The organism is Bacillus sp. GZB (assembly GCF_001975995.1).
GTDB lineage: Bacteria > Bacillota > Bacilli > Bacillales > Bacillaceae > Bacillus > Bacillus velezensis.
Map to the genome: position 1 here is coordinate 427475 of NZ_MTQG01000010.1, position 25604 is coordinate 453078.

Annotated in this window: 26 protein-coding genes and 1 pseudogene; 13 read left to right on the plus strand and 14 right to left on the minus strand. The window is 46.6% G+C overall.

Going from position 1 to position 25604, the window contains the following annotated elements; genetic code table 11:
- Positions 1-3: 3 nt before the first annotated feature.
- The 4 genes from BXO87_RS02510 to lacG form a co-directional block, all read right to left on the minus strand.
- Positions 4-1173, minus strand: coding sequence for a galactokinase (locus tag BXO87_RS02510; RefSeq protein ID WP_076851210.1), 1170 nt, complete (start codon positions 1171-1173; stop codon positions 4-6).
- A 15-nt stretch (positions 1174-1188) separates the two neighbouring features.
- Complete coding sequence (locus BXO87_RS02515) at positions 1189-2886, minus strand: PTS lactose transporter subunit IIBC (protein ID WP_015239654.1); 1698 nt, start codon at positions 2884-2886, stop codon at positions 1189-1191.
- 11 nt (positions 2887-2897) lie between these two features.
- Positions 2898-3212 carry a PTS sugar transporter subunit IIA gene (locus tag BXO87_RS02520; protein ID WP_007407323.1) on the minus strand — a complete coding sequence of 105 codons (315 nt, stop codon included), beginning with the start codon at positions 3210-3212 and terminating at the stop codon, positions 2898-2900.
- Between the two features lie 63 nt (positions 3213-3275).
- A complete protein-coding gene (gene lacG, locus BXO87_RS02525) occupies positions 3276-4676 on the minus strand; it encodes a 6-phospho-beta-galactosidase (protein ID WP_015239655.1) in 1401 nt (466 codons plus the stop codon).
- Between the two features lie 252 nt (positions 4677-4928).
- Between lacG and BXO87_RS02530 the strand changes: the two genes are divergently transcribed.
- Positions 4929-5690, plus strand: coding sequence for a DeoR/GlpR family DNA-binding transcription regulator (locus tag BXO87_RS02530; RefSeq protein WP_022553515.1), 762 nt, complete (start codon positions 4929-4931; stop codon positions 5688-5690).
- Between the two features lie 16 nt (positions 5691-5706).
- On the plus strand, positions 5707-6390 hold the full coding sequence (locus BXO87_RS02535; protein WP_053104336.1) for an HAD family hydrolase: 684 nt from the start codon (positions 5707-5709) through the stop codon (positions 6388-6390).
- Between the two features lie 195 nt (positions 6391-6585).
- Here the strand turns inward: BXO87_RS02535 and BXO87_RS02540 are convergent, their stop codons facing one another.
- Entirely contained in the window at positions 6586-6933 is a 348-nt protein-coding gene (locus tag BXO87_RS02540; RefSeq protein WP_046702339.1) for a DUF3147 family protein, read from the minus strand.
- Positions 6917-7342: a MarR family winged helix-turn-helix transcriptional regulator gene (locus BXO87_RS02545; protein WP_015239656.1), complete on the minus strand. Its 426-nt coding sequence runs from the start codon at positions 7340-7342 to the stop codon at positions 6917-6919. Before BXO87_RS02545 ends, BXO87_RS02540 begins: the two co-directional genes overlap by 17 nt.
- Before the next feature lie 362 nt (positions 7343-7704).
- On the opposite strand from BXO87_RS02545, the pseudogene BXO87_RS21235 reads away from it, so the two are divergent.
- Positions 7705-8101 (plus strand): annotated as a pseudogene (locus BXO87_RS21235) (MgtC/SapB family protein); the annotation flags it as partial.
- Between the two features lie 283 nt (positions 8102-8384).
- Here the strand turns inward: BXO87_RS21235 and BXO87_RS02560 are convergent.
- The 4 genes from BXO87_RS02560 to BXO87_RS02575 all read right to left on the minus strand — a co-directional run bounded on the left by BXO87_RS02560 (position 8385) and on the right by BXO87_RS02575 (position 9964).
- The gene (locus BXO87_RS02560; RefSeq protein ID WP_076851211.1) at positions 8385-8567 is read right to left on the minus strand and encodes a hypothetical protein; all 183 of its coding nucleotides are present in this window, start codon (positions 8565-8567) and stop codon (positions 8385-8387) included.
- 112 nt (positions 8568-8679) lie between these two features.
- Positions 8680-8853, minus strand: coding sequence for a YjfB family protein (locus BXO87_RS02565; protein ID WP_007407314.1), 174 nt, complete (start codon positions 8851-8853; stop codon positions 8680-8682).
- Between the two features lie 42 nt (positions 8854-8895).
- Complete coding sequence (locus BXO87_RS02570; protein WP_047935626.1) at positions 8896-9297, minus strand: ribosomal maturation YjgA family protein; 402 nt, start codon at positions 9295-9297, stop codon at positions 8896-8898.
- A 97-nt stretch (positions 9298-9394) separates the two neighbouring features.
- Positions 9395-9964: a YjgB family protein gene (locus tag BXO87_RS02575; RefSeq protein WP_061890549.1), complete on the minus strand. Its 570-nt coding sequence runs from the start codon at positions 9962-9964 to the stop codon at positions 9395-9397.
- 124 nt (positions 9965-10088) lie between these two features.
- Here BXO87_RS02575 and fdhF point away from each other — a divergent pair, with 124 nt between their 5' ends.
- The 4 genes from fdhF (at position 10089) to BXO87_RS02595 (ending at position 16190) form a co-directional block, all read left to right on the plus strand.
- Positions 10089-13046: a formate dehydrogenase subunit alpha gene (gene fdhF, locus BXO87_RS02580; RefSeq protein WP_076851212.1), complete on the plus strand. Its 2958-nt coding sequence runs from the start codon at positions 10089-10091 to the stop codon at positions 13044-13046.
- Positions 13039-13581: a helical membrane plugin domain-containing protein gene (locus BXO87_RS02585; RefSeq protein WP_076851213.1), complete on the plus strand. Its 543-nt coding sequence runs from the start codon at positions 13039-13041 to the stop codon at positions 13579-13581. The genes fdhF and BXO87_RS02585 overlap by 8 nt, the downstream gene beginning before the upstream one ends.
- A gap of 207 nt (positions 13582-13788) precedes the next feature.
- Positions 13789-15006 (plus strand): cytochrome P450, encoded by a 1218-nt coding sequence (locus BXO87_RS02590; protein WP_061046853.1) that lies wholly within the window; start codon positions 13789-13791, stop codon positions 15004-15006.
- Positions 15006-16190 carry a macrolide family glycosyltransferase gene (locus BXO87_RS02595; RefSeq protein ID WP_061046962.1) on the plus strand — a complete coding sequence of 395 codons (1185 nt, stop codon included), beginning with the start codon at positions 15006-15008 and terminating at the stop codon, positions 16188-16190. Before BXO87_RS02590 ends, BXO87_RS02595 begins: the two co-directional genes overlap by 1 nt.
- A gap of 42 nt (positions 16191-16232) precedes the next feature.
- Here BXO87_RS02595 and BXO87_RS02600 read toward each other — a convergent pair whose 3' ends face one another.
- Positions 16233-16418, minus strand: a complete 186-nt coding sequence (locus BXO87_RS02600) for a DUF8096 family protein (RefSeq protein ID WP_003154919.1) — start codon at positions 16416-16418, stop codon at positions 16233-16235.
- A 175-nt stretch (positions 16419-16593) separates the two neighbouring features.
- Here BXO87_RS02600 and BXO87_RS02605 point away from each other — a divergent pair, with 175 nt between their 5' ends.
- A complete protein-coding gene (locus tag BXO87_RS02605) occupies positions 16594-17412 on the plus strand; it encodes a uroporphyrinogen-III synthase (RefSeq protein WP_038457707.1) in 819 nt (272 codons plus the stop codon).
- 24 nt (positions 17413-17436) lie between these two features.
- Here the strand turns inward: BXO87_RS02605 and BXO87_RS02610 are convergent, their stop codons facing one another.
- The 3 genes from BXO87_RS02610 to BXO87_RS02620 are packed head-to-tail and all read right to left on the minus strand — an operon-like array spanning position 17437 to position 19947.
- Positions 17437-18198: an ABC transporter permease gene (locus BXO87_RS02610; protein WP_038457709.1), complete on the minus strand. Its 762-nt coding sequence runs from the start codon at positions 18196-18198 to the stop codon at positions 17437-17439.
- A gap of 1 nt (position 18199) precedes the next feature.
- Positions 18200-18937 (minus strand): ABC transporter ATP-binding protein, encoded by a 738-nt coding sequence (locus BXO87_RS02615; protein ID WP_038457711.1) that lies wholly within the window; start codon positions 18935-18937, stop codon positions 18200-18202.
- A gap of 26 nt (positions 18938-18963) precedes the next feature.
- The gene (locus BXO87_RS02620) at positions 18964-19947 is read right to left on the minus strand and encodes a DMT family transporter (protein ID WP_038457713.1); all 984 of its coding nucleotides are present in this window, start codon (positions 19945-19947) and stop codon (positions 18964-18966) included.
- Positions 19948-20076: 129 nt separating this feature from the next.
- Here BXO87_RS02620 and BXO87_RS02625 point away from each other — a divergent pair, with 129 nt between their 5' ends.
- The 5 genes from BXO87_RS02625 (at position 20077) to BXO87_RS02645 (ending at position 25596) form a co-directional block, all read left to right on the plus strand.
- The gene (locus BXO87_RS02625; protein WP_038457714.1) at positions 20077-20574 is read left to right on the plus strand and encodes a cupin domain-containing protein; all 498 of its coding nucleotides are present in this window, start codon (positions 20077-20079) and stop codon (positions 20572-20574) included.
- 386 nt (positions 20575-20960) lie between these two features.
- Complete coding sequence (locus BXO87_RS02630) at positions 20961-21377, plus strand: DUF1641 domain-containing protein (RefSeq protein WP_061046851.1); 417 nt, start codon at positions 20961-20963, stop codon at positions 21375-21377.
- 39 nt (positions 21378-21416) lie between these two features.
- Positions 21417-22595, plus strand: a complete 1179-nt coding sequence (locus BXO87_RS02635; RefSeq protein WP_012117352.1) for an NAD(P)/FAD-dependent oxidoreductase — start codon at positions 21417-21419, stop codon at positions 22593-22595.
- 187 nt (positions 22596-22782) lie between these two features.
- Positions 22783-24180, plus strand: a complete 1398-nt coding sequence (gene uxaC, locus BXO87_RS02640) for a glucuronate isomerase (RefSeq protein WP_139337718.1) — start codon at positions 22783-22785, stop codon at positions 24178-24180.
- Between the two features lie 33 nt (positions 24181-24213).
- On the plus strand, positions 24214-25596 hold the full coding sequence (locus BXO87_RS02645; RefSeq protein ID WP_193427906.1) for an MFS transporter: 1383 nt from the start codon (positions 24214-24216) through the stop codon (positions 25594-25596).
- Positions 25597-25604 lie beyond the last annotated feature (8 nt).

The following is a 25604-nucleotide window of genomic DNA, read 5'->3' on the forward strand; positions in this document are numbered from 1 at the left end:
GATTTATTTTTCCCTCCATTCAGCCGCGCCATCGCTTATATCCGCGATGTAGAAAGAAGCTTCAAGACCTGTCCTGCTGCGGTAGTGAGATGAAACGGCCCGGATAAAGCCGGCGGTTTCTTCATTTTCCACAATGGCTATGGCGCAGCCGCCGAACCCCGCGCCCGTCATCCGCGCTCCGAGTGCTCCTTCTTTCCAGGCTGCTTCAGCGAGCGCGTCTAATTCGTCACCGGTCACTTCATAATCATCGCGTAACGAACGGTGGGACGCATTCATCAGCTCGCCGAACGTTTTCAAATCATTCAATTTGAGAGCCTCCGCGGCTGAGAGGGTCCGCTCGTTTTCGTTGACCGCGTGCCGGGCTCTTTTACGCAAAGTTTCACAGGAGAGAAGGGATTCGAGTTCGTTGAATTCTTCTCCTGTCAATTCCGCAAGTGATGCGATATTCCGATATTGCCGCAGTTCTGAAAGAGCCTCGTCACATTCGCTGCGGCGTTCATTATATTTTGAAGCCGCCAGCTCCCGGCGCTTGTTCGTATTCATAATGACGATTTTATATCCGTTAAAAGCAGCCGGAATCATTTCGTGCTCAAGCTTATCGCAGTTTAACAGAATGGCCATGTTCTTTTTGCCTTTTTGCACTGCGAATTGATCCATAATGCCTGAATTCACGCCGATAAAATCATTTTCGACTCTTTTTCCGATAAGCGCCAGTTCAGTATCGGAAACATCCAGGCTGAATAACTTTCTTAAAATGGAACCTGTTAACATTTCAATAGAAGCGGAGGAGCTTAAACCGGCTCCGTTTGGAATCGTACCGTGAAAAAGAATATCCATTCCGCTGTCTATTTGGCCGCCGGCTTTAAGAAGGTAATGGATCATCCCCTTCGGATAATTGGCCCAGCCGTCTTCTTTTTTGTATGCTGTGGCGGAAAGATCAAGGCAGACAATGCCGCTGTCAGGAAAGTTTTCTGAGTATAACCGGATCTGGTGATCTCCGCGTTTTGCGCATACGGCATATGTTCCGATCGTGATCGCGCATGGAAGAACGTGGCCGCCTATATAATCCGTATGTTCCCCGATCAGGTTGATCCGGCCGGGTGCGAAAAACAGTTCTCCGTTACTTCTCTTGAAAATGTCTTCGAATCTTGATTTTAAAAGTTTGGCATCCATGATAAACCTCCGATTCTATTTTGAGGTATGCTCCAGTATGAACTGAATGGCTTTTTGTGAATTTCTGGTGAGGCTGATATATTCCGCTCCTTTCGTTGCGATGAGTTTCACTTGCAGGCGGTCCGCATCTTCTTTAATGTCATCATAATAAGAGCCGACTTGCGGAGCCAAAATGATCATATCGAAGTCTTTCATGATGTCGTAATGGGATCCGTAGGCGCCTGCTGAGGCGGTAATCGGCACGTTATATTCTTCGGCTCCTTCTGTCAGTGCGTTCGCAAGCATGGCGCTCGTTCCCGCTCCGGCGCACAGCACTAACACATTGGTGCTGTGTTCCAAGGCGGATGAGGATTCCTGAAGATTTGTGCTGATGACGGAGGACGCGTCTTCGGAGGCGCCGGCCATGGCGGGCTGTAATGTTTGCGGCGCGGTTTCAGGCTCGGTGTGTTGGGCTTCTTTCGCCGCTAATACTTTGTCATAAGCTTTACAGAATGGCAGGTATATCAGGAAATCGACAATGATTAATACAGCCGTCAGCACAAAAGCCGAGAGCCCCATGCCGGTTCCGAGAATCAAGCCGGCGGGCGCCGGGGTGGCCCACGGAAGAACATACATAAAACTGTTCATTCCGATGACATCCACGAAAAATTTAAACAGACAGACATTCACCATCGGCGTTACAACAAACGGAATGAAAAAATAAGGATTTAAAATGATCGGCGCAGCAAAGAGCAGAGGTTCGTTTACTGCGAAAGACACCGGAACCGCGGATGCTTTTCCGACTGCTTTCAATTGCTTGGATTTCGCGAAAAGAAGAAAGATAAACGGAACAACAAGGGTTGCGCCGGTCCCTCCCATTGTGCCGACGAAGTTCCCGAGTCCGACGGTCAGCACGTTGGACGCCTGCTCACCGGCATTATGAAGCTGAAGGTTCGCCTCCACATTTGCGTAAATAATAGCTGCGATGGCCGGTTCCACAATAGAAGGACCGTGAACGCCGACAAACCAGAACAGCGCCATCATTCCCCAAATGACACAAATCCCCAGATAACCGTCTGCGGCGGTAAAAAACGGCGATAAGAGAGAGGAGAGAGCCTCTGCAAAAGATACGTTCAGCGTATTCCTGATCAATAAATCAACGATCACCATGGCCAGAACGGAAAAAGCGAACGGAAAAACATCTTTAAATGTTTGTGAAATGGTACCCGGTACTTCTTTAGGCATTTTAATCGTAATATTTTTCAGCACGCAGAATCTGTAAACGTTCACTGTTATGAAAGCGGATACAAAAGCGGCTAAAAGACCTTTTGTGCCGAGGTATTCCGTGGAGAATCCGCCATCGATTTGAGTGACGCTTAAAATGAGAAACCCGACGACTGAAGCAAGCATCGCTGAAACGGGGTTGATCCCTTTGTTTTTCGGCATTTTTCGGTTCATTGATTCACTCAGGCATTTCGCACTTGTTGCCGCAACGATCAGACCGAGGGCGCCCATTGAATAGTTATAAACTTTCCAAAGCCATTCAGAAACACTTTTAGGCCAAGTGAAACCCAACACTTCCGGCACAGCGGCGGTGAGGATGAAAATGCTGGCGAATAAAATAACAGGCATGGCCGTTAAGAAGCCGTCGCGGATCGCGCCTAAATAAATGTTTCTTGAGATTTTTTCAAAAAACGGTTTTCCCTTTTCGATTTGCTTGATGATACCGTTCATTTTTCCACTCCTTATCGGCGGCTTCGGTAGAGTTCTATAAAATCCTGAATAAGATCACGGAGCAAAAGGGTTGTCATCAAGTGGTCCTGACCGTGAACGAAAATAAACCCTAATTCCATGTCCTTGCCGTCAGCTTCTTCAGCTAACATTTTCGTTTGCGCATTGTGGGCGAGGGTTAAATTTTCATCGGCGCTTTTCAATGCTGCTTCCGTGTTTTCGAAGTTTCCGGCACGGACTTCTTTCAGGACTTTCAATAAAGTGCTTCTGGCGTCGCCGGCATAGGCGACGATTTCAAAACCGAGCATCTGCAATTCTTCCTTTGTCATGAAAAAAACCTCCTAAAGACGGCACACATGATGAAAAGAGACTCTTTTCACCATGTATGATCGTTAAATGATTGTTTTTGTTTCACTTACAAGTTTGTACCAGTAGGCCGATTCTTTCGGATACCGTTTTTGGGTGTCAAAGTCGACGTAAAAAAGACCGTAACGTTTGTTGTAGCCGTTGGTCCATGAAAATAAATCCATTAAGGACCATAAGAAGTACCCCTTTACATTGACTCCGTCGGTAATCGCTTTACTGACGGCTTCTAAATAGACTTTTAAATAGTCGATTCTTGCCTTATCCATAATGATGCCGTCTTCAAACTCATCTTTATAGCCCATGCCGTTTTCGGTAATGTACATTTTGTTATATTGCGGATAGTCCCGTTTGATGCGCATCAGCATGTCATACATGCCTTCAGGATAAATGAGCCAGTCCCAATCGGTCCGCTTCAGGCCTTCTTTGTAAATTCTTTCGCCGATTCCTTTTACTTTATAGACCGAAGTGCCCTTATCGCCCGTTCCGTTATGGTGAATAACGGTTTCTCCGTCGTACGCTTTGACGAAATGGCATTGATAATGATTGATGCCGAGATAATCATTGCGCGTTGAAGCTTTTTTCATCACGTCAAAGTCACTGTCTGAAAACTCGTATGAAGCGCCGTTTGCCTCACAGATTTCATCCAGAGCCCGCATGGTTTCCTCGGAGTAATAGCCGAGGTAGGTGGCGTCGAGGAGAAATCTCACTGATAACGCGTCATCCAGAAAACAGGCGCGGCGGTCTTCTTCTGAGTCGCTGGCGGGATATTTTGTTTCCAATGAGTGGACGACACCGATTTCTCCCGGATAGCCGCCGTCTTTAAAAAGATTGACGGTCATCGCATGCGCTACCATCATATGATGGAGGCATTGAATGACTTTTGTGATATCACTTTTAATTGATGGCGGGAAAACCCCGAGTAAATACTGGTTGGTGGCTGTGGGATAAATTTCGTTAAACGTGCTCCAATATCTGATTTCGCTGAATTCTTTAAAGCAAAACTCCGCATAGCTGACGAACGCTTCTATTGCAGCGCGGTTGAGGAAATCTCCCTGGTCAAATAATCCTTTCGGTGTATCGAAATGATGCAGCGTGACAAAAGGGGTGACGTTGCGTTTATGGCACTCTGAGAAAATACGATGATAGTAATCAACACCTTCCTGATTGATTTTGCCCGTGCCGTCAGGGAAAATTCTCGTCCAGGCTATAGAAAGGCGGATGCCATTTATTCCGAATTTTTCACATAGTTTAATATCTTCCGGAAACTGGCGGTAAAAATCACTTGCCGGATCAGGGCTGAATCTTCCCTGTTTTTCAAGGAATTCATCCCAGGCCACAGGCCCTTTGCCGCCTTCTTTTGTGGCGCCTTCCGCTTGATATGCCGCAGTCGCCCCGCCGAAAATAAAGTCATGAGGTAATTTGAGCATTACTGAATCCTCCTTCGCCAATGTGGGAATTGAAGTTTGTTAATGTTTGTAATTGTTATCTTTTGTTTAATAGTAAACGCATACATTTTTGTTGTCAATAGCTTCATAAAGAAATAACATCTGTGTTCATAGGGCTTTTATGAGTTTCTTGTTGTTTTATATGTTGATTATGTTGTTTGTTAGTGTTTGTTTTTGTTGACCGGAGTGCCGCGATGTGTTAGATTGTGTGTAAAGTTGAGGGGATGATTGAACATGTTAAAAAAAGAGCGTCTTTTAAAAATCATCGACATCGTAAACTCGCGGGGGTTTATTACGGTGAGTGATATTATCGATGAACTGGATGTTTCTGATATGACAGTGAGAAGAGATCTGGACGAGCTGGATAAGGCCGGAAAAATCGTACGTATTCACGGAGGCGCACAGAGCATATCTTATTCCATTGATCACGAATTATCGCATAATGAAAAACTGGGTGTTCAAATGGATGAGAAGGAGAAAATCGCGGAACTCGCAGCTTCATATGTAAATGACGGCGATACCGTTTTTTTAGGGCCCGGCACGACGATTGAACTTTTAGCCAAACACCTGCTGCATAAGCGAATCAGGATTATCACAAACAACTATCCCGTATTTGATATTTTAAAGCATGGTGACACTGCGGATACCATCCTGATTGGCGGCGATTTCCGGAAAAATACCGGTGCCTTCGTCGGGCCCATCGTGAACGGCAATCTGCAGAAATTCAATTTTACGAAAGCCTTCATCAGCGCCAACGGCATACATAATGATGAGATTTCTTCTTACAGCATTGAAGAAGGGGAAGCCCATCAAATTGCGCTGAATAATTCGCGGACGAAATTTTTGCTGGCGGATAATAAAAAATTCAACCGGGAAGATTTTTACGTGTTCTATAACTTGCACGATATGGATTATCTGATTACGGATGATAAAGTGATGAAAGATGTTCAAATTCATTACGAGCAATATGTAGATGTCAAAATCGCAAAAAAATAAAAAGGCGGGCGGTTCGATGAAAGGGGTTATTTTTGATTTCAACGGCACGATGTTTCAAGATTCGCATCTGCACGAAAATGCATGGTTTTTCATGGTGAAAAAATACGCGCCGAAAACCATTTCTGATGAAGACATTTTCGTTAACATTCACGGGAGAACAAACAGTGAAATCCTGACGTATTTTATTTCCGGCGATTTAACAAATGAAGAAATCAAGAAGCTGTCTTTTGAAAAAGAAGCCTACTACAGAGAATTATGCCTTGAAAACAAAGATGAGTTAAAGCTGACGAAGGGACTGACCGGCGTATTGAACCATCTGAAAAAATCAGAAACGCCAATGACCATTGCCACGGCTACGGTAAAGGAAAATGTCGAGTTTTACTTTGACGTCTTTCAGTTGGATCGGTGGTTTGATTTTGACAAAGTCACGTTTGATGACGGGAGCTTCCCCGGAAAACCGGCGCCGGATATTTTTCTCATCGCATCGGAAAAGTTAGGCCTCAGGCCTGAAGAATGCTTAGTCATTGAAGATGCCTTTTCGGGGCTCACAGCGGCGAAAAAAGCAGGTGCAGGCAAGATTATGGCCATTGACCCGCTCGGAAAAAACCGCGCGCTATTTGAAGAAAAACAGCTGGCGGATGACGGGATACTGACAGATTTCACCTCGTTTTTTGAGGTGATTGCCGGACATTCTGTTTGAGAGATCAGCCGGTTCTTCATGCCGATATGGCTGTACAGGCTGCGGACTCCGTTCGCAACACGGGATGTTTTTGTGTTCGGCGGTGTCTGCTTCTCGTGAAGAAAGGGGTTTCGCTTTTTAATCGGAGTCACTTTTAAGACAGGGGTATCCCCTGTTTTTTTAATTCCTCGTATTTACAAACAAGCGCTAAGGTGCTTATTGCTGACTGTTTATATGTTTTACGATAAAATCCTGAGCATACAAGAAAACCAGCCATCCTGTAAGTCCAAGCCCTGATGCGGCAATGAAAGACAGTGAATGGCGAAGGGCGATGCCGATAATGACCAGCATAATGACTGTGGAGGGAATGCCGGAAGCCACGCTGAATGCAAAGTGACTTAATGTCTCCTTCGTTTCGCCTTGGATGTACAGCCAAACCATGCTCAGCATACTGACAATTGGTAAAGCCGCTATCATACCTCCATAACTCGGGCTTCTTCTTGATATTTCAGTGATAATCCCAATAATAGCAGCGGAGACAATGATTTTAACGATCGTAAACATCTTCAGCACGCTCCTTCATCAAACTGAATGCTTTTAAGACAAGTGTTCTTTCTTCATTATTCATGCTGTCAAAAAGAAGCTGTTTAAGCTTTTCTTCATCAAGACCGGAATGCCGGTAAAGGACATCCGCCCCCAAACTGGTAAGTTTTAAAATGACTTTCCGCTCATCCTCAACACTTCTGGTTTTATAAACGTACTTTTTCTGCAGCAACCGCTTTATATGTTCCGAAGCGGTATTATGTGATACTTGAATCGCTTCGGCAATGTCTTTTATTCCGACTGCCTTCTCTTTTTGAATGACTTGCAGAATCCGTACACCTTGGTGAGTAATTTTTTCATGGTGCTGATAACGGAGACGGTAGTAAATATCTGTCCAGAGGTCATTTAATCGCATGATTTCGTTTGACATCATCATCCACCTTCTATCGTTTATTAAGATTATATCTTATATTACGATATATTTTTGCGGATTGAAAGCAATTTTTGAGCATGAGGGAGCGGCATTCGTTCTGTTTTTAGAAGATTGGAAGAGACAAGCGGCCGCAGCTTCAACGAATAAACTTGTTTCATATACTCTCAATAAGTTATTTCCTTTATTTTGGAAACGCCAGCTTAATACCTTCCGCATATAAATAAGGGCGCTGACAATATGATAAAGAACCAAAGTATATATTCAAATGCAGTTTTTTTCAGCAGGGCAGTCTTGTGCTGATAGAAAAAGATACGGGGGGATAAAAAGCGGGTAAGAAGATAAGGAAAGGAGAGAGACGGATGGAACTTGATTTTGTGATTCGTCTGGCGGTTGCGGGTCTGCTTGGGGCTCTTATTGGATTGGAGAGAGAATTCAGGGCGAAGGAAGCCGGTTTGAGGACGCATTTTTTAGTGGCCGTCGGCAGCGCCTTGATGATGATCGTTTCCAAATACGGCTTTTTTGATTTGTTATCCAACAGCCATACGTCCTTTGATCCGAGCCGGGTGGCGGCGCAGGTCGTCAGCGGCGTCGGATTTTTAGGAGCCGGCACGATTATTTTGCAGCGGCATGTCGTGCGGGGGCTTACGACGGCCGCGGGGATTTGGGCTACGTCGGGCATCGGGCTGACGATCGGGGCAGGTATGTATGTCATCGGCATCAGCGGCACGATTTTGGCGTTAATTGGGCTTGAACTGTTAAATTTTCTGTTTAAACCGGCGGCGCATTCTTTGTCTGTCAGTTTCAGGATTGAGGAGAAAGCCGTCATGCATGATATTTTAACTTCTCTTGAGGAAAAAGGAATTCTTATTACGTCCTATGAATTGAATAAGGCGGTGCTTGAAGTGAAGGGAAGGGTGAAAAGCAAAAGCGGGAAAGCGGCGGTAATGGAAAAAGTTCAAGCCCTCCCGTATATCCTGTCGGTCAAAGTTGAATAGCAGACAGGGGAAGCCTCCTGTCTGCAGTCATTTCTTTTCAAACATTAATACCAAGGATAGAACGGGATATACGGCCGCGGATAGTATGGATATGGTCTAGGATAATAATAAGGCGGCCGCGGATAGTATGGATATGGTCTGGGGAAATAATAAGGCGGCCGCGGATAATGATATGGCACCCGTTCGTGGCTCTCGGCTGTGTATTCATGATAGAAAGGATCGTACAAGAGGAAAACCTCCTTTTCAAATGTTTGGTTCCGTTTACCTTATTCCTGTATGCCCGGTATGGTGTACGTACAACGCAAAAAAAAGACGCCGGTTATCATCCGGCATCTTTTTTTACACTTTCACATCAATTGAATGTCCGGCAGTCGGGTGCTGGGACGGCAGCATTTTCACTGTTTCTTCCGCCGCAGCCTGTGCTTGCTGCATGACCGTTTTTGTTAAAGCGATATTTACATTCTGCGCCAGAGATGCTTGGTGCATAGCGATTGATAACGCAGGGATATCCATAGCTCCACCTCCTTATCCCTTCATATCGGCGGCATGCTCTGATTATGAAGGAGACTGGCGGTTTCTTTTTACGGCCCATTCTAAAAATGCGGCAGCGCATACCCCGAGGGTATAGGCGAAAATGTCACTCCAGACAAATTGCCAGCCGAGGATCAGCCCGCCGAGCGTGCTGCTTCTGATTGCGTCAATCCAAGGCGCGTGATACAGCTGGCTGCATTCAATCAGACAGCAAAACGAGAGGCTCAAAAATGCGGCTGTTTCCGTCCGGATGTGCCGAAACAAAAGCCCGAATCCTGTAAAAATCATTGCCGCCCACAAGGCATCTCCTAAATAAGCTTTTATGATGCCGGGCAATAGGGCGGTGATGTATGCGGTTCTGGACAGCAAACCGAGGGCGATGATAAAAACAGTACATATTCCGTATGTCAATGGATGTCTATTCACTTCACACTGTTCCCCTTTTTTTGTACTCCCATGTATTGTAAGGAACGACGGAGAAGCTGTCTATGAAAAAACGGCCCGGGAGGCCGCTTTTTTTGCGTTATCTGGCTTTTAGGTTGACATGGTCTGCTTTTTGGTCACTGCCGATGACGAAGCGGAGCTCATACTGCCCCGTATGGTAGACGTAATCTGTTTCGCCCGTTTTTGGCACTGTCAGGATTTTGTCAGCGCTGCCGATTTGTTTGCTTAAGACGTCAGGTGTGACGCTTCCGAGGTTTAAGCGCCGCTCGACCCCTGTTCCGAAATAGCGTATTTCCGAGATTTTTCCGTTTTTATGATAGGAAAATCCATAACCGGGGTTTCCCATGTTCCAGCTGTATAAATCAAATGGATTGCGGCTGTCTGCTTTTTGTTCCGGCTCGCCGATTTTATCGTAAACGTCCTGTCTTGTGCTTTGGTTGATTTTCAGGCCTTTCACATTTTGCGGCATTTCCCCTTTAAACGCCGATTGGTAAAGGCTGTTCACCAGTTCTTGTGCACGTTGGTTTTCCGTTTTTGAAGCGGCTGCGGCATGGACGGGCTGTGTATCTGAAAATGCTTCTGCGCCGAATGCGCATCCCGTGAGCATCACTGCCGATAATCCCGTGGCGAGTGTTTTTTTCTTCAACATATGTGAACGCCTCCTTTTTACCGCTCATACCCGTATGTTTCCTGAGATAAACGAGATGTTTTAGTGAAAGGCCGGCTGGGAATCATAGAGGATGTATAGAGGGGTACAGAAAGGGGAAAAGAAAATGGCTGATACAAAGAAGGTTACAATCAATGGGGTTGAAATGGAAGCGCCGGACGGTCAAACCGTTTTGCAGCTTTTGAACAATAGTTCAATTGACGTGCCGCATGTGTGTTATCACCCGAGTCTCGGGCCGATTGAAACGTGCGATACCTGTATCGTCAATGTTAACGGGGAACTGGTGCGTTCGTGTTCCGCGCAAATAAAGGACGGAGATGTCATCGATACGCTTTCGTCCGATGTGAAAAAAGCGCAGATTATCGGCATGGACAACATTTTGCACAACCATGAATTGTACTGCACGGTCTGTGATTACAACAATGGGAGCTGCGAAGTACATAATACCGTAAAGGAAATGAAAATCAATCATCAAAGCATTCCGTTCGATCAAAAACCGTATCCTAAAGATGAATCAAATCCGTTTTACCGATATGATCCCGACCAGTGCATTTTGTGCGGACGCTGCGTCGAAGCCTGTCAGGACGTACAGGTAACCGAAACCTTAAGCATTGATTGGGAGCGGAAACGCCCGCGGGTCATTTGGGATCAGGATGTGCCGATCAATGAATCATCATGTGTTTCCTGCGGACATTGTTCGACGGTATGTCCGTGCAATGCCATGATGGAAAAAGGCATGGAAGGCGAAGCGGGGTATTTAACAGGCATTAACCAAGAGACGCTTCGGCCGATGATTGACATCACAAAAGGGGTCGAAACCGGGTACGGATCGATTTTAGCCATATCGGATATGGAATCGGCCATGCGGGATGAAAGAATCAAGAAAACGAAAACCGTATGCACTTACTGCGGTGTCGGCTGCAGTTTTGATATATGGACGAAAGGAAGAGACATTTTAAAGGTAGAACCTCAGGCCGAGGCGCCCGCAAATGGCATTTCGACGTGTGTGAAAGGGAAATTCGGCTGGGATTTCGTCAATAGTGAAAAGCGCCTTACCAAGCCGCTTATCCGGGAAGGAGACTCGTTTCGGGAGGCGGAATGGGATGAAGCGCTGCAGCTGATCGCTGATAAATTTACCGATATAAAAGAACATTTCGGCCCGGACGCACTTGCCTTTATCACATCTTCCAAATGCACGAATGAAGAATCATACGTGATGCAGAAGCTTGCAAGAGCCGTCATCGGCACAAATAATGTCGACAACTGCTCACGCTACTGCCAGTCTCCCGCCACGGCCGGATTGTTCAGAACGGTCGGATACGGCGGTGATTCAGGGTCGATTACAGATATAGAAAAAGCTGAGCTCGTGTTGATAATCGGTTCAAATACGTCTGAGTCTCACCCCGTCCTGTCCACACGCATTAAACGTTCTCATAAACTGCACGGACAGAAGCTCGTCGTCGCTGACTTGCGAAAACATGAAATGGCCGAGCGCTCCGATGTGTTTTTCCAGCCGCGTGCCGGATCAGATATTGTCTGGCTGAATGCCGTATCGAAATATCTGCTTGATCACGATTTGGCGGATGCTGCATTTCTGAAGGAGAGAGTGAACGGATTAGATGAATTCGTGAAAAGCCTTGAACCTTATACAATGGAATATGCGGAAAAACATACCGGTGTGGACAAGGATACCCTAATCAAAGTGGCCCGGATGATTCATGAAGCCGGCAGCGTGTGCGCACTGTGGGCGATGGGGGTCACCCAGCATATCGGAGGAAGTGATACGAGCACGGCCATTTCCAACATGCTTCTTGTGACCGGAAATTACGGCAAGCCCGGCGCAGGCTCATATCCGCTTCGGGGCCATAATAACGTGCAGGGAGCCAGTGATTTCGGCAGTATGCCTGACAGCTTCCCCGGCTATGAAAAAGTAACGGATGAAAAAGCCCGCAAAAAGTATGAGCAGGGCTGGGGAACAGACCTGCCGAAAGAAATCGGAATGACAAATCATGAAATGATCGAAGGCATCCACTCAGGAAAACTGAAGTCCATGTACTTAAAAGGAGAAGAAATGGGGCTTGTCGACTCCAATATTAACCATGTTCATGCCGCATTTGAAAAGCTTGATTTCTTCGTTGTGCAGGATATCTTTCTTTCGCGTACGGCCGAGTTCGCCGATGTCGTGCTTCCGGCAAGCCCGAGCCTTGAAAAAGAAGGGACGTTTACGAATACGGAACGGAGGGTGCAGCGCCTTTACAAAGTGTTTGAACCGCTGGGCGATTCAAAGCCTGATTGGCAGATCATTACGGACATCGCCAACCGTCTGGGCGCTGATTGGCACTATGAACATCCGGCAGACATTATGGAAGAAGCGGCAATGCTTTCGCCGCTCTACGCAGGCGTCACTTACGAACGTCTCGAAGGCTACAATTCACTGCAATGGCCGGTTGCAGCGGACGGAACCGATTCACCGCTTTTATTTACGGACAAGTTCCCGTTTTCAGACGGCAAAGCGATTCTATATCCCGTTCAGTGGACCGAGCCGAAAGAATTTGATGAAGAATATGATATCCATGTGAATAACGGGAGGCTGCTCGAGCATTTTCACGAAGGGAATCTGACTTACCGATCAAAAGGAATATCCGAAAAAACACCGAGTGTGTTCCTTGAGGTCTCGCCCGAACTCGCCGAAGAAAGAGGGCTGGAAGACGGAACGCTTGTCCGTCTGACTTCACCGTACGGAAATGTGAAAGTCAAATGTGTCATCACAGACAGGGTAAAAGGCAAACAAGTCTATCTTCCGATGAACGATTCAAAAGACGCCGCCATTAACCTTTTGACAAGCAGCTATGCCGATAAGGATACCGATACACCAGCTTATAAAGAAACATCAGCGAAGATGGAGATTTTGAAAAAAGAAGGCGTTAATCCGCTTCCGAAAATCAATTTCCGTTACGGAAACCCGCAGCCGCAGATCGGTGTCCGGGTTGATCGGAAATGGGCGCGTAAAGATTATGTATTTCCGGGAGACGCCGTAAAAAGGGGGAAACAGCAAAATGGCTAAAGCAATCAGCGGCATCCGAAAACAGACCGTCACAGAAGAAGACAAACGAAATAAGGACTTAGAAGAGATCGAGACGGCTCTTTTACGAAATAAAGACGCGATTTTGGAATCTCTGCACATTCTTCAGCACATGAACGAGCGCGGCGTTTTGGCGCTTCTGCGCGGTCTCTTCGGCCAGGGAGACAAAGTGATGGATATCCTCGTGAAGAAGGCGAATACTCCGGAAACGGCCAATATGCTGAAAAATCTCCTGCTGTTAAGCGGCGTTCTCGGCATGCTCGATGTAAAACAGCTTGAGCCGTTTATCGTTAAAATCAATGCGGGGGTCACAAAGGCCGTCGAGGAAAAAGACAGCGGCAGGAAGACCGGGTATTTTGATATCGTCCGCGCTTTAAAAGACCCGGAAATCAACAAGGCCGTCACTCTGCTGTTTTCTTTCCTGAAAGGCATGGGCGCTGATACGGACGATATGGAAAGAAATACGCAGCCTCCTGAAAACCAAAAGCAGCACCAGAAACCGCAGCCGAATGAGTGAACATATCTCCCGAGCCTGGCCGAAGGCTCGGGTTTTTTGTGCGCTTCTGCTGTTTTCTTGGGAGAAATTTCACCTCCGGATTCATGACTTTTGTTGTGTTATGTTAATAGTTAAGGTTATGAATAGAAAAAAATTGAAAATATGTGCTAGGATAAAATTCAAGGTACGTCAACTATTCAAATATGAAACAATCAGGAGTGATGAAACATGAGTAAGCTGAGGAGCACGAGAGAAGCCATCCAAAGAACCCTGATGAAAGGAAAAAACGGCCTGGACGTATACAACCCTTTTCCTTGGTACGAAAAAATGAGACGGGAAAGCCCTATACACTTTGATGAAGAAACGAAGGTTTGGAGTGTGTTTTTATACGATGATGTCAAAAAAGTCATCAGTGATAAAGAGACGTTCTCAAGCCTCATGACTGATGTGAAAAGCTCGATTGCAAAGTCCATGCTGAATATGGACCCGCCGAAGCATACCCAAATCAGATCCGCCGTCAATCGCGCTTTCACTCCCCGCGTCTTGAAGGAATGGGAGCCGAGAATTAAAGACATTACCGATCATCTCCTGAAACAGGCAAAGAACAAAGGGCGGATTGATATCGTTAAAGATCTCTCTTACCCTTTGCCGGTCATGGTGATTTCAGAATTATTAGGCGTTCCGTCCGAACGTATGGATCAGTTTAAAAAATGGTCGGACATTCTCGTCAGCATGCCGAAAGATGCGAGTCCTGAAGCGGCGGAGAAAAATCAGCAGGAACGTGACCAATGTGAGGCGGAGCTGGCGGCGTTTTTTGCGGAAATAATAGAAAGCAAACGAAAACAGCCCGGCCAAGACATTATTTCTATTTTGATAAAAGAGGAAGAAGAGGGAGAGAAGCTCACGGCAGAAGATCTGATCCCGTTTTGCAACCTGCTTTTAGTGGCGGGAAATGAAACAACGACTAATCTCATTTCAAATGCGGTTTACAGCATATTAGAGACGCCCGGCCTTTATGAAGAGCTGAGACAGGACCCTTCTCTCATCGCGCAAACGGTGGAAGAAACGCTGCGTTTTCGCGCTCCCGCTCCGTTTGTCAGAAGGACGGTCCGGCACGACACTGAACTGCGCGGACGCCGCTTGAAAAGCGGGGAGATCGTTCTCTGCTACGTTGCATCTGCCAACCGTGATGAAAACAAATTTGAGAAGGCGGGCGTATTTGATATTCATCGCCAATCGAATCCGCACCTTTCCTTCGGATTCGGCGTACACTTCTGCTTAGGCGCTCCGCTTGCCAGACTTGAAGCGGAAGTGGCGCTGAAAGGAATTGTAAAAGCCTTTTCACACCTTGAGCCGGTCCGGATTGAGCCGATCCGAAACAGTGTCATGTACGGGCTGGAGTCTTTAGAAGCGGAGATAAACGAAAATGAGGGAGAAGAAAAATGATGAGAAAAACACACATCGCCATTATTAATGTGGCCGCTCACGGTCATGTCAATCCCACGCTGCCCGTAGCCGAGGAACTTGTCAATCGCGGGTATAAAGTGACATTCGCTACGACTGAGGAATTCGAAGCTTCCGTTGCCAAAACGGGCGCCATTCCCGTTTTATACCGCACAAGCATAAAGGCGGACCCGGAGACGATAAAAGAACGGGTAAATAAAAATGACGCGTTTGTGATGTTTCTGGAAGAAGCGGTTGAAGTGCTTCCGCAGCTGGAAGAACTGTACAAAGACGACCTTCCTGACATCGTCCTGTTTGATTTTTTAGCTCTTGCCGGAAAATTGTTTGCGGATAATAGCGGCATCCCGGCCGTAAAGTTCTGCCCGAGCTATGCAATGAATGAGTATTTTCAATTAGGAAGAGACGAAGAAACACTGGAAGCGGCCAAACAGGCGATAGAAGAATATCAGGAGCAGATTGAAAATGAACAATTGAAACGGATGACAATGGAAGAATTTTTTATGCCTGAAAAACTGAATATTGTCTTTATGCCAAGGGCCTTTCAGCCGAAACAGGAAACCTTTGATGAACGATTCTGTTTTGTGGGTCCGTCTCTTGGAGAACGCACAAATACGGGAAGTCTGGAAATTGATGCAGCCGATGACCGTCCGCTTATGCTCATCTCACTGGGAACGGCGTTTAACGCCTGGCCTGAATTTTACCAGATGTGTATTGACGCGTTTCGGGACTCGGACTGGCGAGTTATTATGTCAGTCGGCACAACAATTGATCCGGAAAGTTTTTCGGATGTCCCCGATCACTTTATCATCCGCCAGCACGTTCCTCAGCTTGATGTGCTGGAGAAAGCAAAGCTGTTCGTATCTCACGGCGGGATGAACAGTACAATGGAGGCGATGAATGCGGGTGTCCCGCTCGTTGTCGTTCCGCAAATGCACGAACAAGAGGTTACCGCAAAGCGTGTGGATGAATTGGGGCTTGGCGTGCATCTGCCGCCGAAAGAAGTCACTGTGGCCCGTTTGCAAAAAGACGTTCAGAACGTATACAGCGATAAAAACATCCTCAGCCGCGTGAAAAGCATGCAGCAGAAAATAGAAGAAACCGGCGGCCCCAAACAGGCTGTTTGTGCCATTGAAGAATTTTTGAAAAAGGCGGCCGTCGAAAATTGATTGAGAAACAGGCAGCGCACCGGAAGACGGCTGCCTGTTTTGTTATATGTTTTTCTTCATGCCGCATCTCCGGCATTCCCTCAAAAATTTTCCGCCCTTCACTGAGCTTTTAAACAGCGTGTAGTCGCAATTGTCACATCGGCCGCTGTGAACATCAGGATATTCATTGAACTCATAAATGACCGAAGTATCGTATCCTTTTGTCTCGAACTCTTTTTTTGTTTCCATGATTGAAAGTCCCTCCGCGAATCAAATCGTTCTGCCCGGTTAATGATACAGCAACTGCACGGGGGATTCAACGGGAGCATAGCTTGATTTTCCCGGCTGATTGCGTAACAATAATAGAAATAAATGACGGCCTGCCATAGGGCGCCCGGCATCTGAAGGGAAGAAGAAAACAGCGATGGGAAAAGGATTGAACGGGAAACGGATTGCCATCGGCGGTTCGCGGAAAACAGAAGAGATCACAAAATTAATAGAAAAGCAGGGCGGAACGGCGGTCGTCCGTTCCCTCCAAGGAACCGTATACCTGGCGGAGGATCAAATTGAACCCGACGTAAGAACATTTGCCGGGCAAAAAGCCGACTGGGCGATATTCACCACAGGCATCGGTACGGAAACGTTATTGTCGGTATCGGAAAAAATCGGTCTGAAAGAAGAATTTTTAGCGGCCGTTCATGAAGCGAAAATCGGCTGCAGAGGCTATAAAACATATGCGGCCTTAAAAAAGCTCGGCATCACGCCGCATGCCTCAGATAAAGACGGTACAACAAGAGGGCTGATCCGCTCCTTGGAACGATTTGACTTTAAAGATAAAAAAGTCATGATACAGCTTCATGGCGAAAAAGCGCCGGTCTTAACGGAGTTCCTTGAGAAAAACGGAGCGGAGGTATTCCCTGTTCTCCCGTATCAGCATATTCCGCCTGAAAGGGAGACGGTCGATAAACTGCTGGGAGAGCTGTTAAACGGAGAGGTCGATGCCGTATGTTTTACGACAGCCATTCAAGTGCGCTCTCTCTTTGATTATGCAAAAGAAAAAGAGTTCACAAAAGAATTGCAGCAGGCATTCGAAAAACAAGTGCTTGCCGCCGCAGTCGGCAAAGTGACGGCTGAAGCGATCCGGGATGAAGGGGTAAAGAGGCTCCTTGCTCCGGACATTGAGCGGATGGGAGCGATGATTATTGAATTATCCCGTTACTATGAATCTCTGACCTTGTCATAAATAATCATTCAGCAGGGAAAAAGCCTACGCTTCCCTGCTGAATTTTTTTAATTGCCAGTGTTCCGTGAAAAGGGAAGGATATGTCAAGGCGCTGAGTATGATACATGTAAGAAGAGCGGAGGCCATCGTTGTAAAAACGATCAGCAGCTGAAAGCGCACCGCCTGTATCGGATCAGCCCCCGCTAAAATCTGCCCCGTCATCATGCCGGGAAGCTGAACGAGACCCAATGTTTTCTGGCTTTCAAGCGTCGGGATCATACTGAGCTTCATACTGGACGTCAATATCTGCCGGACGGCCTGCTTAGGCGTTCCTCCGAGAGAGAGAATCAGTTGGATTTCTTCTTTCCGCAGATCCGCTTCCGAACTGAGCCGGCTTAAAAACAGGCTTGAGAGCACCATGGAGTTTCCGATGACCATGCCGCTTATCGGAATGACATATCTTGAAGTGAACGGAATGATATGCAGGGTCAGTAAAAGTCCCTGCGTCACAACTTCCGCGATCGCCAGTGTCAGAAAAACGCGCCAAAATGAGCCGATCCGCATTTTTTTCCGTTTGGCGACATTGTGCGAAGCGGCCGTGAGCATGAGAAGCACCATTAATATGATAAATATCGGGTGATCACCGCGAAAAATCAGCGACAGCACATAGCCGATGATAAGCAGCTGAATGACGGCCCTGACGGTTGCGACGATCATATCCTTTTCGACGCCGGCTTTAAAAGATTTAGACAGGAATAAAGCGATAATGACAAATATACTTGTCAATAACAGAGAAAGATCATTCATATCAGCACCCGCTCCCTTGTAAAAGCGCCCGGGCCTTTTCATGTTTCGGTTCCTTAAAGAACGTTTTCGTTTCCGCGGTTTCTAAAAGCCGTCCCTCATCTATAAACCATACTGTATCGGATAATCGTTCCGCTTGTTCAAGGTTATGGGTGATCCACAGGACCGTCAGCTGTTTTTGCCGATGGAGTTTCGTAATCAGTTTCTCAATGATGAGAACGGATGACGGGTCCAGCGCCGAGGTGATTTCATCCAGCAGCAGGATGGACGGCAGTCCGGCGAGGGTTCGCGCTAATGAGAGCTTCTGCCGCTGCCCGCCGGATAATTCTTTTGCATTCCGATCCAGAAGCCCGCGCGGAAGATCTGTAAAATCTGCGAGCTCTTCAGGCGTATAGTGCTGTGCGCCGTGGAGTTTTTCTGCGAGCAGAAGGTTGTCCCGCACCGTGCCGTCCATGACGGGAGCTGATTGAAATGCAAGGCCCGCGGTTTTTCTGAGCTCTCTGATGTCCCAGTGTCTTATTTCTTTTCCGAATACAAGCACTTCCCCTTCATCAGGTGTATTCATCAGATTGCACAGCGACAGCAATGTGCTTTTTCCCGCGCCGGAAGGCCCTATCAACGCCGTGATAGAACCTTTTTGAATATGTCCGGTTACACGGCTTAGGACCTCAAAGGACGTATTGTTTTGTTCAAAGCGTTTGCCGGCTGACAGAAAAGATATTGCCGGAATTTCTTCTTTCATACAGGATGACACCTTTCGTAAAAAAATCAGGAACCGGTGAGATTGGCTGACGTTTGCTCAGCCGTTTTCTGGTCTGTCTGCCGGGAAGCGAATGTATGCATGACCATTCCCGCAATAATAATGAACAGTCCGGCAAATGAAAGAAGTGACGGAAACGCCGCGGATAAAAAGACAATTTCGCCGATCAGTGCAAAAAGAACCTCTCCGGATTGCGTCGCTTCAACAGCAGCGAGCTTCTGCGGCTCATTCCTCACCATATCGGTGGCGCGGAAAAATAATACTGTTGCGATAACGCCAGAGCTGAGTGCGACGATAAAGGATTGGAATGTCTGTCCCATTGACGGAAGCCCGTCTCTATGCCAGCCGAAAGCGGCGATCAAAAGCCAAAACGGAAGGCTTGCGAGCGTCATGCCGAGCACCCGCTGAAACGTATCGAGTTTTCCGCCGTATTGTTCCAGCATTTTGCGGTTGCCGAGCGGATAGGCAAAAGCGGCGATGACGACCGGCACAACGCTGAATAGTATCGTGCGGCCGGACAGAGAACCCGCATGCTGAAGCTGAATCAGCCCGGCTCCGATCAGGATGATGACGGAAGTAACCAGCGAAATCAGCGGGATCTTTTGTCTGGCGGAAACCGGGCCCGTAGGTGAATGTTTTGTTTCGTAGAAAAACGGCGACAGAAGCACACCCGCGACAATTGTAATCTGCCACGTGCCGGCGATCAGCCAGCCCGGCCCATATGCCGCCGCAAACGTAATCGGGGCATAAAAAAGCACGAACCCGGTAAAACTCCACTTCAGCCAAAAAAACGGTTTTTTTCGGATTTCATGCCAGAGCGGCGCCCATTTTCCTTTCGCATAAACGATCAAAAATAAAAACGGAATCATAAAAAGAAAACGCAGGGAAGAGCTCCACATCCAGCTTCCGCCGGAAAGCTCCATCGCCCTGTTTAAAATAAATGTGACTGCGAAAAACAGAGATGCCAATATTCCGATCACGATGGCTTTCATTAAATCCCTCATTTTGACACATATTTTTTTATACTATACTATTCACCGGCAGGCTTCGCAATGGAATATGAGAAAATAGCGTTTTAACAAATGATGAATGGGAAACAGACATATACGGAGGTGAACACAATGCAGAAAGAGGATATTCAAGTGCTTTATTTTGAAGGTGACGGCCGCATTCCGAATAACCCGAATCTTCCGCTTGTTATTTATAAAGCGGTATTTAATGAAGAAACGGTACAGAAAGCAGAGTCCGTCCTCCGCCGGCACGATTGGTCGAACAGCTGGACGGGCGGAGTATTTCCGTATCACCATTTTCACAGCACCACGCACGAAGTTCTTGTTGCGGTAAAAGGAAACGCGGTTTTGAGGTTCGGCGGGGAACAAGGAGCAGACGCCGTTCTTCAAATGGGAGACGCAGCGGTCATTCCGGCCGGCACCGGACATAAAAAACTGTCGGGCAGTTCTGATTTTACCGTGATCGGGGCTTATCCGGGCGGCCGGCAGTACGATACAAAAACGGAGAAAAATGATAGAACTTCAGAAGAAATCAGCCGTGTCCCGCTCCCGGAATGCGACCCCTTTACGGGAAAAACGGGCCCGCTTTTAAAATTGTGGGAAAAATGACAGGGGAAAAGCGGATGGTCTGTAAAAAAATAGCCTAAAAGAAACGTTATTACACCCCCGCCATATAAATAATTTCATAAACGAAACAATTCACGTTCAAATTTTGTTCAAAAAGTGTTATTATATAAGAGTAAATCAAATTGGGGTTTTTTATGTTTGCTATTTTCAGAGAGGAAAAAGAAATTTTGACTTATTCAATTGTTTTTGTTGATATAAAAATAATACTGGATATGGCAAAGTGAAAAACTGGGTAGTAAACATTTATTTTTGTAAATGATTGTGCATGAATTCACAATCTTGCTTTTTCATGCTTTTCTGCATGAAGGGGGAAAGGCTACCCTTTCCAAAAAAATCAGCATACTGCTTATAGTAAAGGAGAATCGGATATGCCAGAAACAATCGATCAAACAAATGCATCTGTCAGCCAAGGCCAACGCGATCTTATTGATCAGCTGCTAAAACCTGAAGTTCAAGAATCACTGACTGTTTTAGTGGATCAGCTTCCAAAACTGACTGAGTTAGTAAATATTTTAACGAAGTCTTATGATTTTGCACAGTCTATAGCGACAGACGAAGTATTGAAGAGCGATACAGTGGGTGCGCTTACAGAAATTCTTGAGCCGGTGAAAGAAACAGCGAAAGAAGTGGCGGCTACTGCGATCGAAGCAAAAGACCGCGCGGATGCAAGCAATGAAACGATCGGACTTTTCGGCCTGCTGCGCATGCTGAAAGACCCTCAAGCTCAAAAGCTGTTCCGTTTTGCTAACAGCTATCTTGAAATCATGAACGAAAAACAAAAATAATCTCAGATTCAAATTGATATAAAGGACGGAGGATATACGATGTCAAAACATATTGTCATTTTAGGCGCTGGTTACGGCGGAGTTCTTTCTGCTTTAACCGTTCGCAAACATTACAGTAAAGATGAAGCACGCGTAACCGTTGTGAACAAATACCCGACTCACCAAATCATTACGGAACTGCACCGCCTTGCAGCCGGCAACGTGTCTGAACAGGCTGTTGCTATGCCGCTTGAAAAACTTCTGAAAGGAAAAGACGTCGACATTAAAATCGCAGAAGTCAATTCTTTCTCAGTTGATAAGAAAGAAGTTGCCCTTTCTGACGGTTCTAAGCTGACTTATGACGCGCTTGTTGTCGGACTTGGTTCTGTTACGGCTTATTTCGGCATTCCTGGACTCGAAGAAAACAGCATGGTGCTGAAATCTGCTGCTGATGCCAACAAAGTATACAAACACGTGGAAGACCGTGTGCGTGAATACGCTAAAACGAAAAACGAAGCTGATGCAACGATCCTTATCGGCGGCGGCGGCTTAACAGGCGTCGAGCTTGTCGGTGAGCTTGCTGACATCATGCCGAACCTTACGAAAAAATACGGCGTAGATCCGAAAGCAATCAAACTGAAATTAGTAGAAGCAGGTCCGAAAATTCTTCCTGTTCTTCCTGATGACCTTATCGAACGCGCGACAAAAAGTCTTGAAAAACGCGGCGTTGAGTTCTTAACAGGTCTTCCTGTTACAAATGTTGAAGGAAACGTTATTGATCTGAAAGACGGTTCAAAAGTCGTTGCCAACACATTTGTATGGACAGGCGGCGTACAAGGCAACCCGTTAGTCGGCGAATCCGGCCTTGAAGTGAACCGCGGCCGTGCGACGGTTAACGATTTCTTACAATCTACTTCTCACGAAGATGTATTCGTTGTCGGAGACAGCGCTGTATACTTTGCGCCGGACGGCCGTCCGTACCCGCCGACAGCGCAAATCGCTTGGCAGATGGGTGAACTTGTGGGTTACAACCTGTTCGCTTACTTAGAAGGAAAAACGCTTGAAACATTCAAGCCTGTAAACTCTGGTACGCTTGCAAGCCTCGGACGTAAAGACGCGGTTGCCATCATCGGAGCGAACTCTACTCCGCTGAAAGGTCTTCCGGCATCTTTAATGAAAGAAGCAAGTAACGTACGTTATTTAACACATATCAAAGGATTATTCAGCCTCGCTTACTAATCCTTAAGATCACACAGAAGACATTGCCGGACTTTCTCGGCAGTGTCTTTTTTTTTGTATGAAAATGTTAACGGATACAATTTTCTGAAAAATAAAATAAAAATGATTGATATGTGAGAAAGAGGAAGCTAAAATAAAAAAGAATCATTTTGTTAACGTTAACATTTTTAAGAGGGAGGATGAAAATGTGAAAGCTTTTATGGGTGATGATTTTTTACTGGATAGTAAAACGGCCGTAAAGCTGTACAGGGAATACGCCGAAAACATGCCGATCATTGATTATCACTGTCACTTAAGCCCAAAGGAAATCTATGAAAATAAAACCTTCGCAACGATTACGGAGGCATGGCTTTACGGTGACCACTACAAGTGGCGGATCATGAGGGCCAACGGCATTGAAGAGCGCTGCATTACCGGAAACGCTTCAGATGAAGAGAAGTTTTTCGCCTGGGCAAAAACGGTGCCGATGGCGATAGGCAATCCGCTGTACAGCTGGACGCATTTAGAGCTGCAGCGCTGGTTCGGCATTTATGACGTATTGAATGAAAAAACGGCCGCGGCCATTTGGAAAAAAACGAATGAGCTCCTGCAGGGAGACGGGTTTGGCGCAAGGGATCTCATTCTGAAATCAAATGTCAAAGTCATTTGCACAACTGACGATCCTGCCGATGCGCTGACATACCACGAACTGTTGAAAGAAAGTGATTTTCCGGTTCAAGTGCTGCCCGGATTTCGGCCTGACAAAGGACTGGACATCAGCAGCCCGGGTTTTGCCGATTGGGTCCGTTCGCTGGAGAGCGCTTCCGGAATGGCTGTCACCACCTACCAATCGTATTTAGATGCGTTAGAATCCCGCGTCCGCTTTTTTCACAATGCCGGGGGCAGAGTGTCGGATCATGCGTTAGATCAAATGGTTTATGCCGAGACGACCGAAGAGGAAGCGGCCCGGATTTTTGCAGCCGGATTAAGCGGAGAGCATGTGTCTTTTGAAGATGAAAAGAAATTCAAAACACGGACGCTGCAATATCTTTGCGGTCTTTACGCCGAACTGGACTGGGCGATGCAGTTCCATATTAACGCGTTAAGAAATACCAATACAAATAAGTTCAGCAGCCTCGGTCCTGATACGGGATATGACTCAATTAATGATGAACGTATCGCAAAACCGCTTGCCCGGCTGTTAGATTCCGCCGAAAAAAAGCGGCAGTTGCCTAAAACGATTTTGTATTCTTTGAATCCGAATGACAACTATATTATCGCCAGCATGATCAACAGCTTTCAGGATGGGAAAACACCGGGGAAAATTCAATTCGGCACAGCCTGGTGGTTCAATGACACGAAAGATGGAATGCTCCAGCAAATGAAAACGTTATCAAACATGGGCCTGTTCAGCCGTTTTATCGGGATGCTGACGGATTCAAGAAGTTTCCTGTCCTATCCCCGCCATGAATACTTCAGGCGGCTTGTCTGCACGCTGATCGGCGGCTGGGCGGAACAAGGCGAAGCGCCTTACGATATGGAGCTTTTAGGAAAGATTGTCGAGGGGATTTGTTACCGGAATGCTGAGGAATATTTCTGCTTTTAAAAAATGGAATGAAAGAGGTGGCCTATGAGTAATATGCCTGTCGTGACAGCACCTGCCGCAAAAGTGAAGGAGCATAAGCTGAGTCTGAAAGAAAAAGTATCCTATGGTTTTGGAGATTTTGGGAACGGATTTATGTTTGATCTCGGGCAGATCTATTTGCTGAAGTTTTTCACAGATGTCGCAGGCATTCCGGCAGCGTTCGCCGGCAGTATTTTTTTGGTCAGCAAGCTGTTTGCGGCTTTGACTGATCCGATTGTCGGCTCGGCCATTGACTACAGAAAAAAGATCGGACCCCGGGGTAAATTCAGGCCGTACTTATTATTCGGAAGTATTATTCTTGCGGTCATGACCGTATTGATTTTTGTGTCACCGGACGTGAGCGTCACCTGGAAGCTTGTGTACGCCTATGCTTCTTACATGCTGTGGGGGGTCGCTTATTCTTTCGTCAATATTCCGTACGGCTCCCTCGGCGCGGCCATTACACAGGATGCGGAGGACAGAACGGCGCTTTCCGCATTCCGCCAGATCGGCTCCCTCGGCGCGCTGCTCATTACAAGTGTCATCGTCATCCCGATTCTCGTTCATTTTGATAACGTTCACATCGGCTACCCGGCAGTCATGGGAATGATGGCCGTAATCGGAATCGCGGGATTTATGATCTGCTACCGAAACTGCAAAGAAAGAATTATCGTCCGTGAAGCGCCGAAAGAAAAGCTGTCCGTTATGTCGGTTTTCAAATGCTTTATCGGCAACAAACCGCTTCTGACCGTCGTTTTCATGACGATTTTCTCAATATCGGCATATAACATTAAATCCGCTATGCTTGTTTACTTCGCCCAGTACAATCTCAACAATGCGGAGCTGATGTCCTACATGAGTTTTATCATCATCGGTTCTTCATTTTTAGGTGTTTTGTTTATGCCGAAACTCGTCAAACGTTTCGGAAAAAAGCAAACGGTGATGATCGGTTTTGCCGTCAGCGCCGCGGCTGATGCGCTGAATTTCTGTCTCCCGTCAAATGTATATATCTTTACGGCGTTAGCGAGCATTGCTTTTATAGGGATCAGCATACCAAACGGCATTACATGGGCGCTTGTGTCGGACATTATTGATTACGGAGAGTGGAAGACGGGTGAACGGAAGGAGGCGACGACATATTCGCTTTTCAACTTCTCCAGAAAACTCGCCCAATCTTTATCAGGTTTTCTTTCAGGCATCGGGCTGAGCGTTATCGGCTATATCCCGAATGCATCTCAGACAAAAGGCACGCTGATCGGGATTAAAGGGCTTCTGCTGCTGTACCCGGCTTTCGCTTTAGCGTGCGCCATGCTGATTATCGGTTTGATGTATAAGCTGACGGACCGGCAGCATGCCGAGCTCGTTCAGGACTTACATCATGCAAAACCTCAACTTTAGTGATTTTA

Excerpts from the sequence above, each read along its gene's own strand:
- BXO87_RS02510 (WP_076851210.1), bottom strand. The coding sequence starts at position 1,173 with ATGGATGCCAAACTTTTAAAATCAAGATTCGAAGACATTTTCAAGAGA.
- BXO87_RS02515 (WP_015239654.1), bottom strand. The coding sequence starts at position 2,886 with ATGAACGGTATCATCAAGCAAATCGAAAAGGGAAAACCGTTTTTTGAA.
- BXO87_RS02520 (WP_007407323.1), bottom strand. The coding sequence starts at position 3,212 with ATGACAAAGGAAGAATTGCAGATGCTCGGTTTTGAAATCGTCGCCTAT.
- lacG (WP_015239655.1), bottom strand. The coding sequence starts at position 4,676 with ATGCTCAAATTACCTCATGACTTTATTTTCGGCGGGGCGACTGCGGCA.
- BXO87_RS02530 (WP_022553515.1), top strand. The coding sequence starts at position 4,929 with ATGTTAAAAAAAGAGCGTCTTTTAAAAATCATCGACATCGTAAACTCG.
- BXO87_RS02535 (WP_053104336.1), top strand. The coding sequence starts at position 5,707 with ATGAAAGGGGTTATTTTTGATTTCAACGGCACGATGTTTCAAGATTCG.
- BXO87_RS02540 (WP_046702339.1), bottom strand. The coding sequence starts at position 6,933 with ATGTTTACGATCGTTAAAATCATTGTCTCCGCTGCTATTATTGGGATT.
- BXO87_RS02545 (WP_015239656.1), bottom strand. The coding sequence starts at position 7,342 with ATGTCAAACGAAATCATGCGATTAAATGACCTCTGGACAGATATTTAC.
- BXO87_RS02565 (WP_007407314.1), bottom strand. The coding sequence starts at position 8,853 with ATGGATATCCCTGCGTTATCAATCGCTATGCACCAAGCATCTCTGGCG.
- BXO87_RS02575 (WP_061890549.1), bottom strand. The coding sequence starts at position 9,964 with ATGTTGAAGAAAAAAACACTCGCCACGGGATTATCGGCAGTGATGCTC.
- fdhF (WP_076851212.1), top strand. The coding sequence starts at position 10,089 with ATGGCTGATACAAAGAAGGTTACAATCAATGGGGTTGAAATGGAAGCG.
- BXO87_RS02585 (WP_076851213.1), top strand. The coding sequence starts at position 13,039 with ATGGCTAAAGCAATCAGCGGCATCCGAAAACAGACCGTCACAGAAGAA.
- BXO87_RS02590 (WP_061046853.1), top strand. The coding sequence starts at position 13,789 with ATGAGTAAGCTGAGGAGCACGAGAGAAGCCATCCAAAGAACCCTGATG.
- BXO87_RS02595 (WP_061046962.1), top strand. The coding sequence starts at position 15,006 with ATGAGAAAAACACACATCGCCATTATTAATGTGGCCGCTCACGGTCAT.
- BXO87_RS02600 (WP_003154919.1), bottom strand. The coding sequence starts at position 16,418 with ATGGAAACAAAAAAAGAGTTCGAGACAAAAGGATACGATACTTCGGTC.
- BXO87_RS02605 (WP_038457707.1), top strand. The coding sequence starts at position 16,594 with ATGGGAAAAGGATTGAACGGGAAACGGATTGCCATCGGCGGTTCGCGG.
- BXO87_RS02610 (WP_038457709.1), bottom strand. The coding sequence starts at position 18,198 with ATGAATGATCTTTCTCTGTTATTGACAAGTATATTTGTCATTATCGCT.
- BXO87_RS02615 (WP_038457711.1), bottom strand. The coding sequence starts at position 18,937 with ATGAAAGAAGAAATTCCGGCAATATCTTTTCTGTCAGCCGGCAAACGC.
- BXO87_RS02620 (WP_038457713.1), bottom strand. The coding sequence starts at position 19,947 with ATGAAAGCCATCGTGATCGGAATATTGGCATCTCTGTTTTTCGCAGTC.
- BXO87_RS02625 (WP_038457714.1), top strand. The coding sequence starts at position 20,077 with ATGCAGAAAGAGGATATTCAAGTGCTTTATTTTGAAGGTGACGGCCGC.
- BXO87_RS02630 (WP_061046851.1), top strand. The coding sequence starts at position 20,961 with ATGCCAGAAACAATCGATCAAACAAATGCATCTGTCAGCCAAGGCCAA.
- BXO87_RS02635 (WP_012117352.1), top strand. The coding sequence starts at position 21,417 with ATGTCAAAACATATTGTCATTTTAGGCGCTGGTTACGGCGGAGTTCTT.
- BXO87_RS02645 (WP_193427906.1), top strand. The coding sequence starts at position 24,214 with ATGCCTGTCGTGACAGCACCTGCCGCAAAAGTGAAGGAGCATAAGCTG.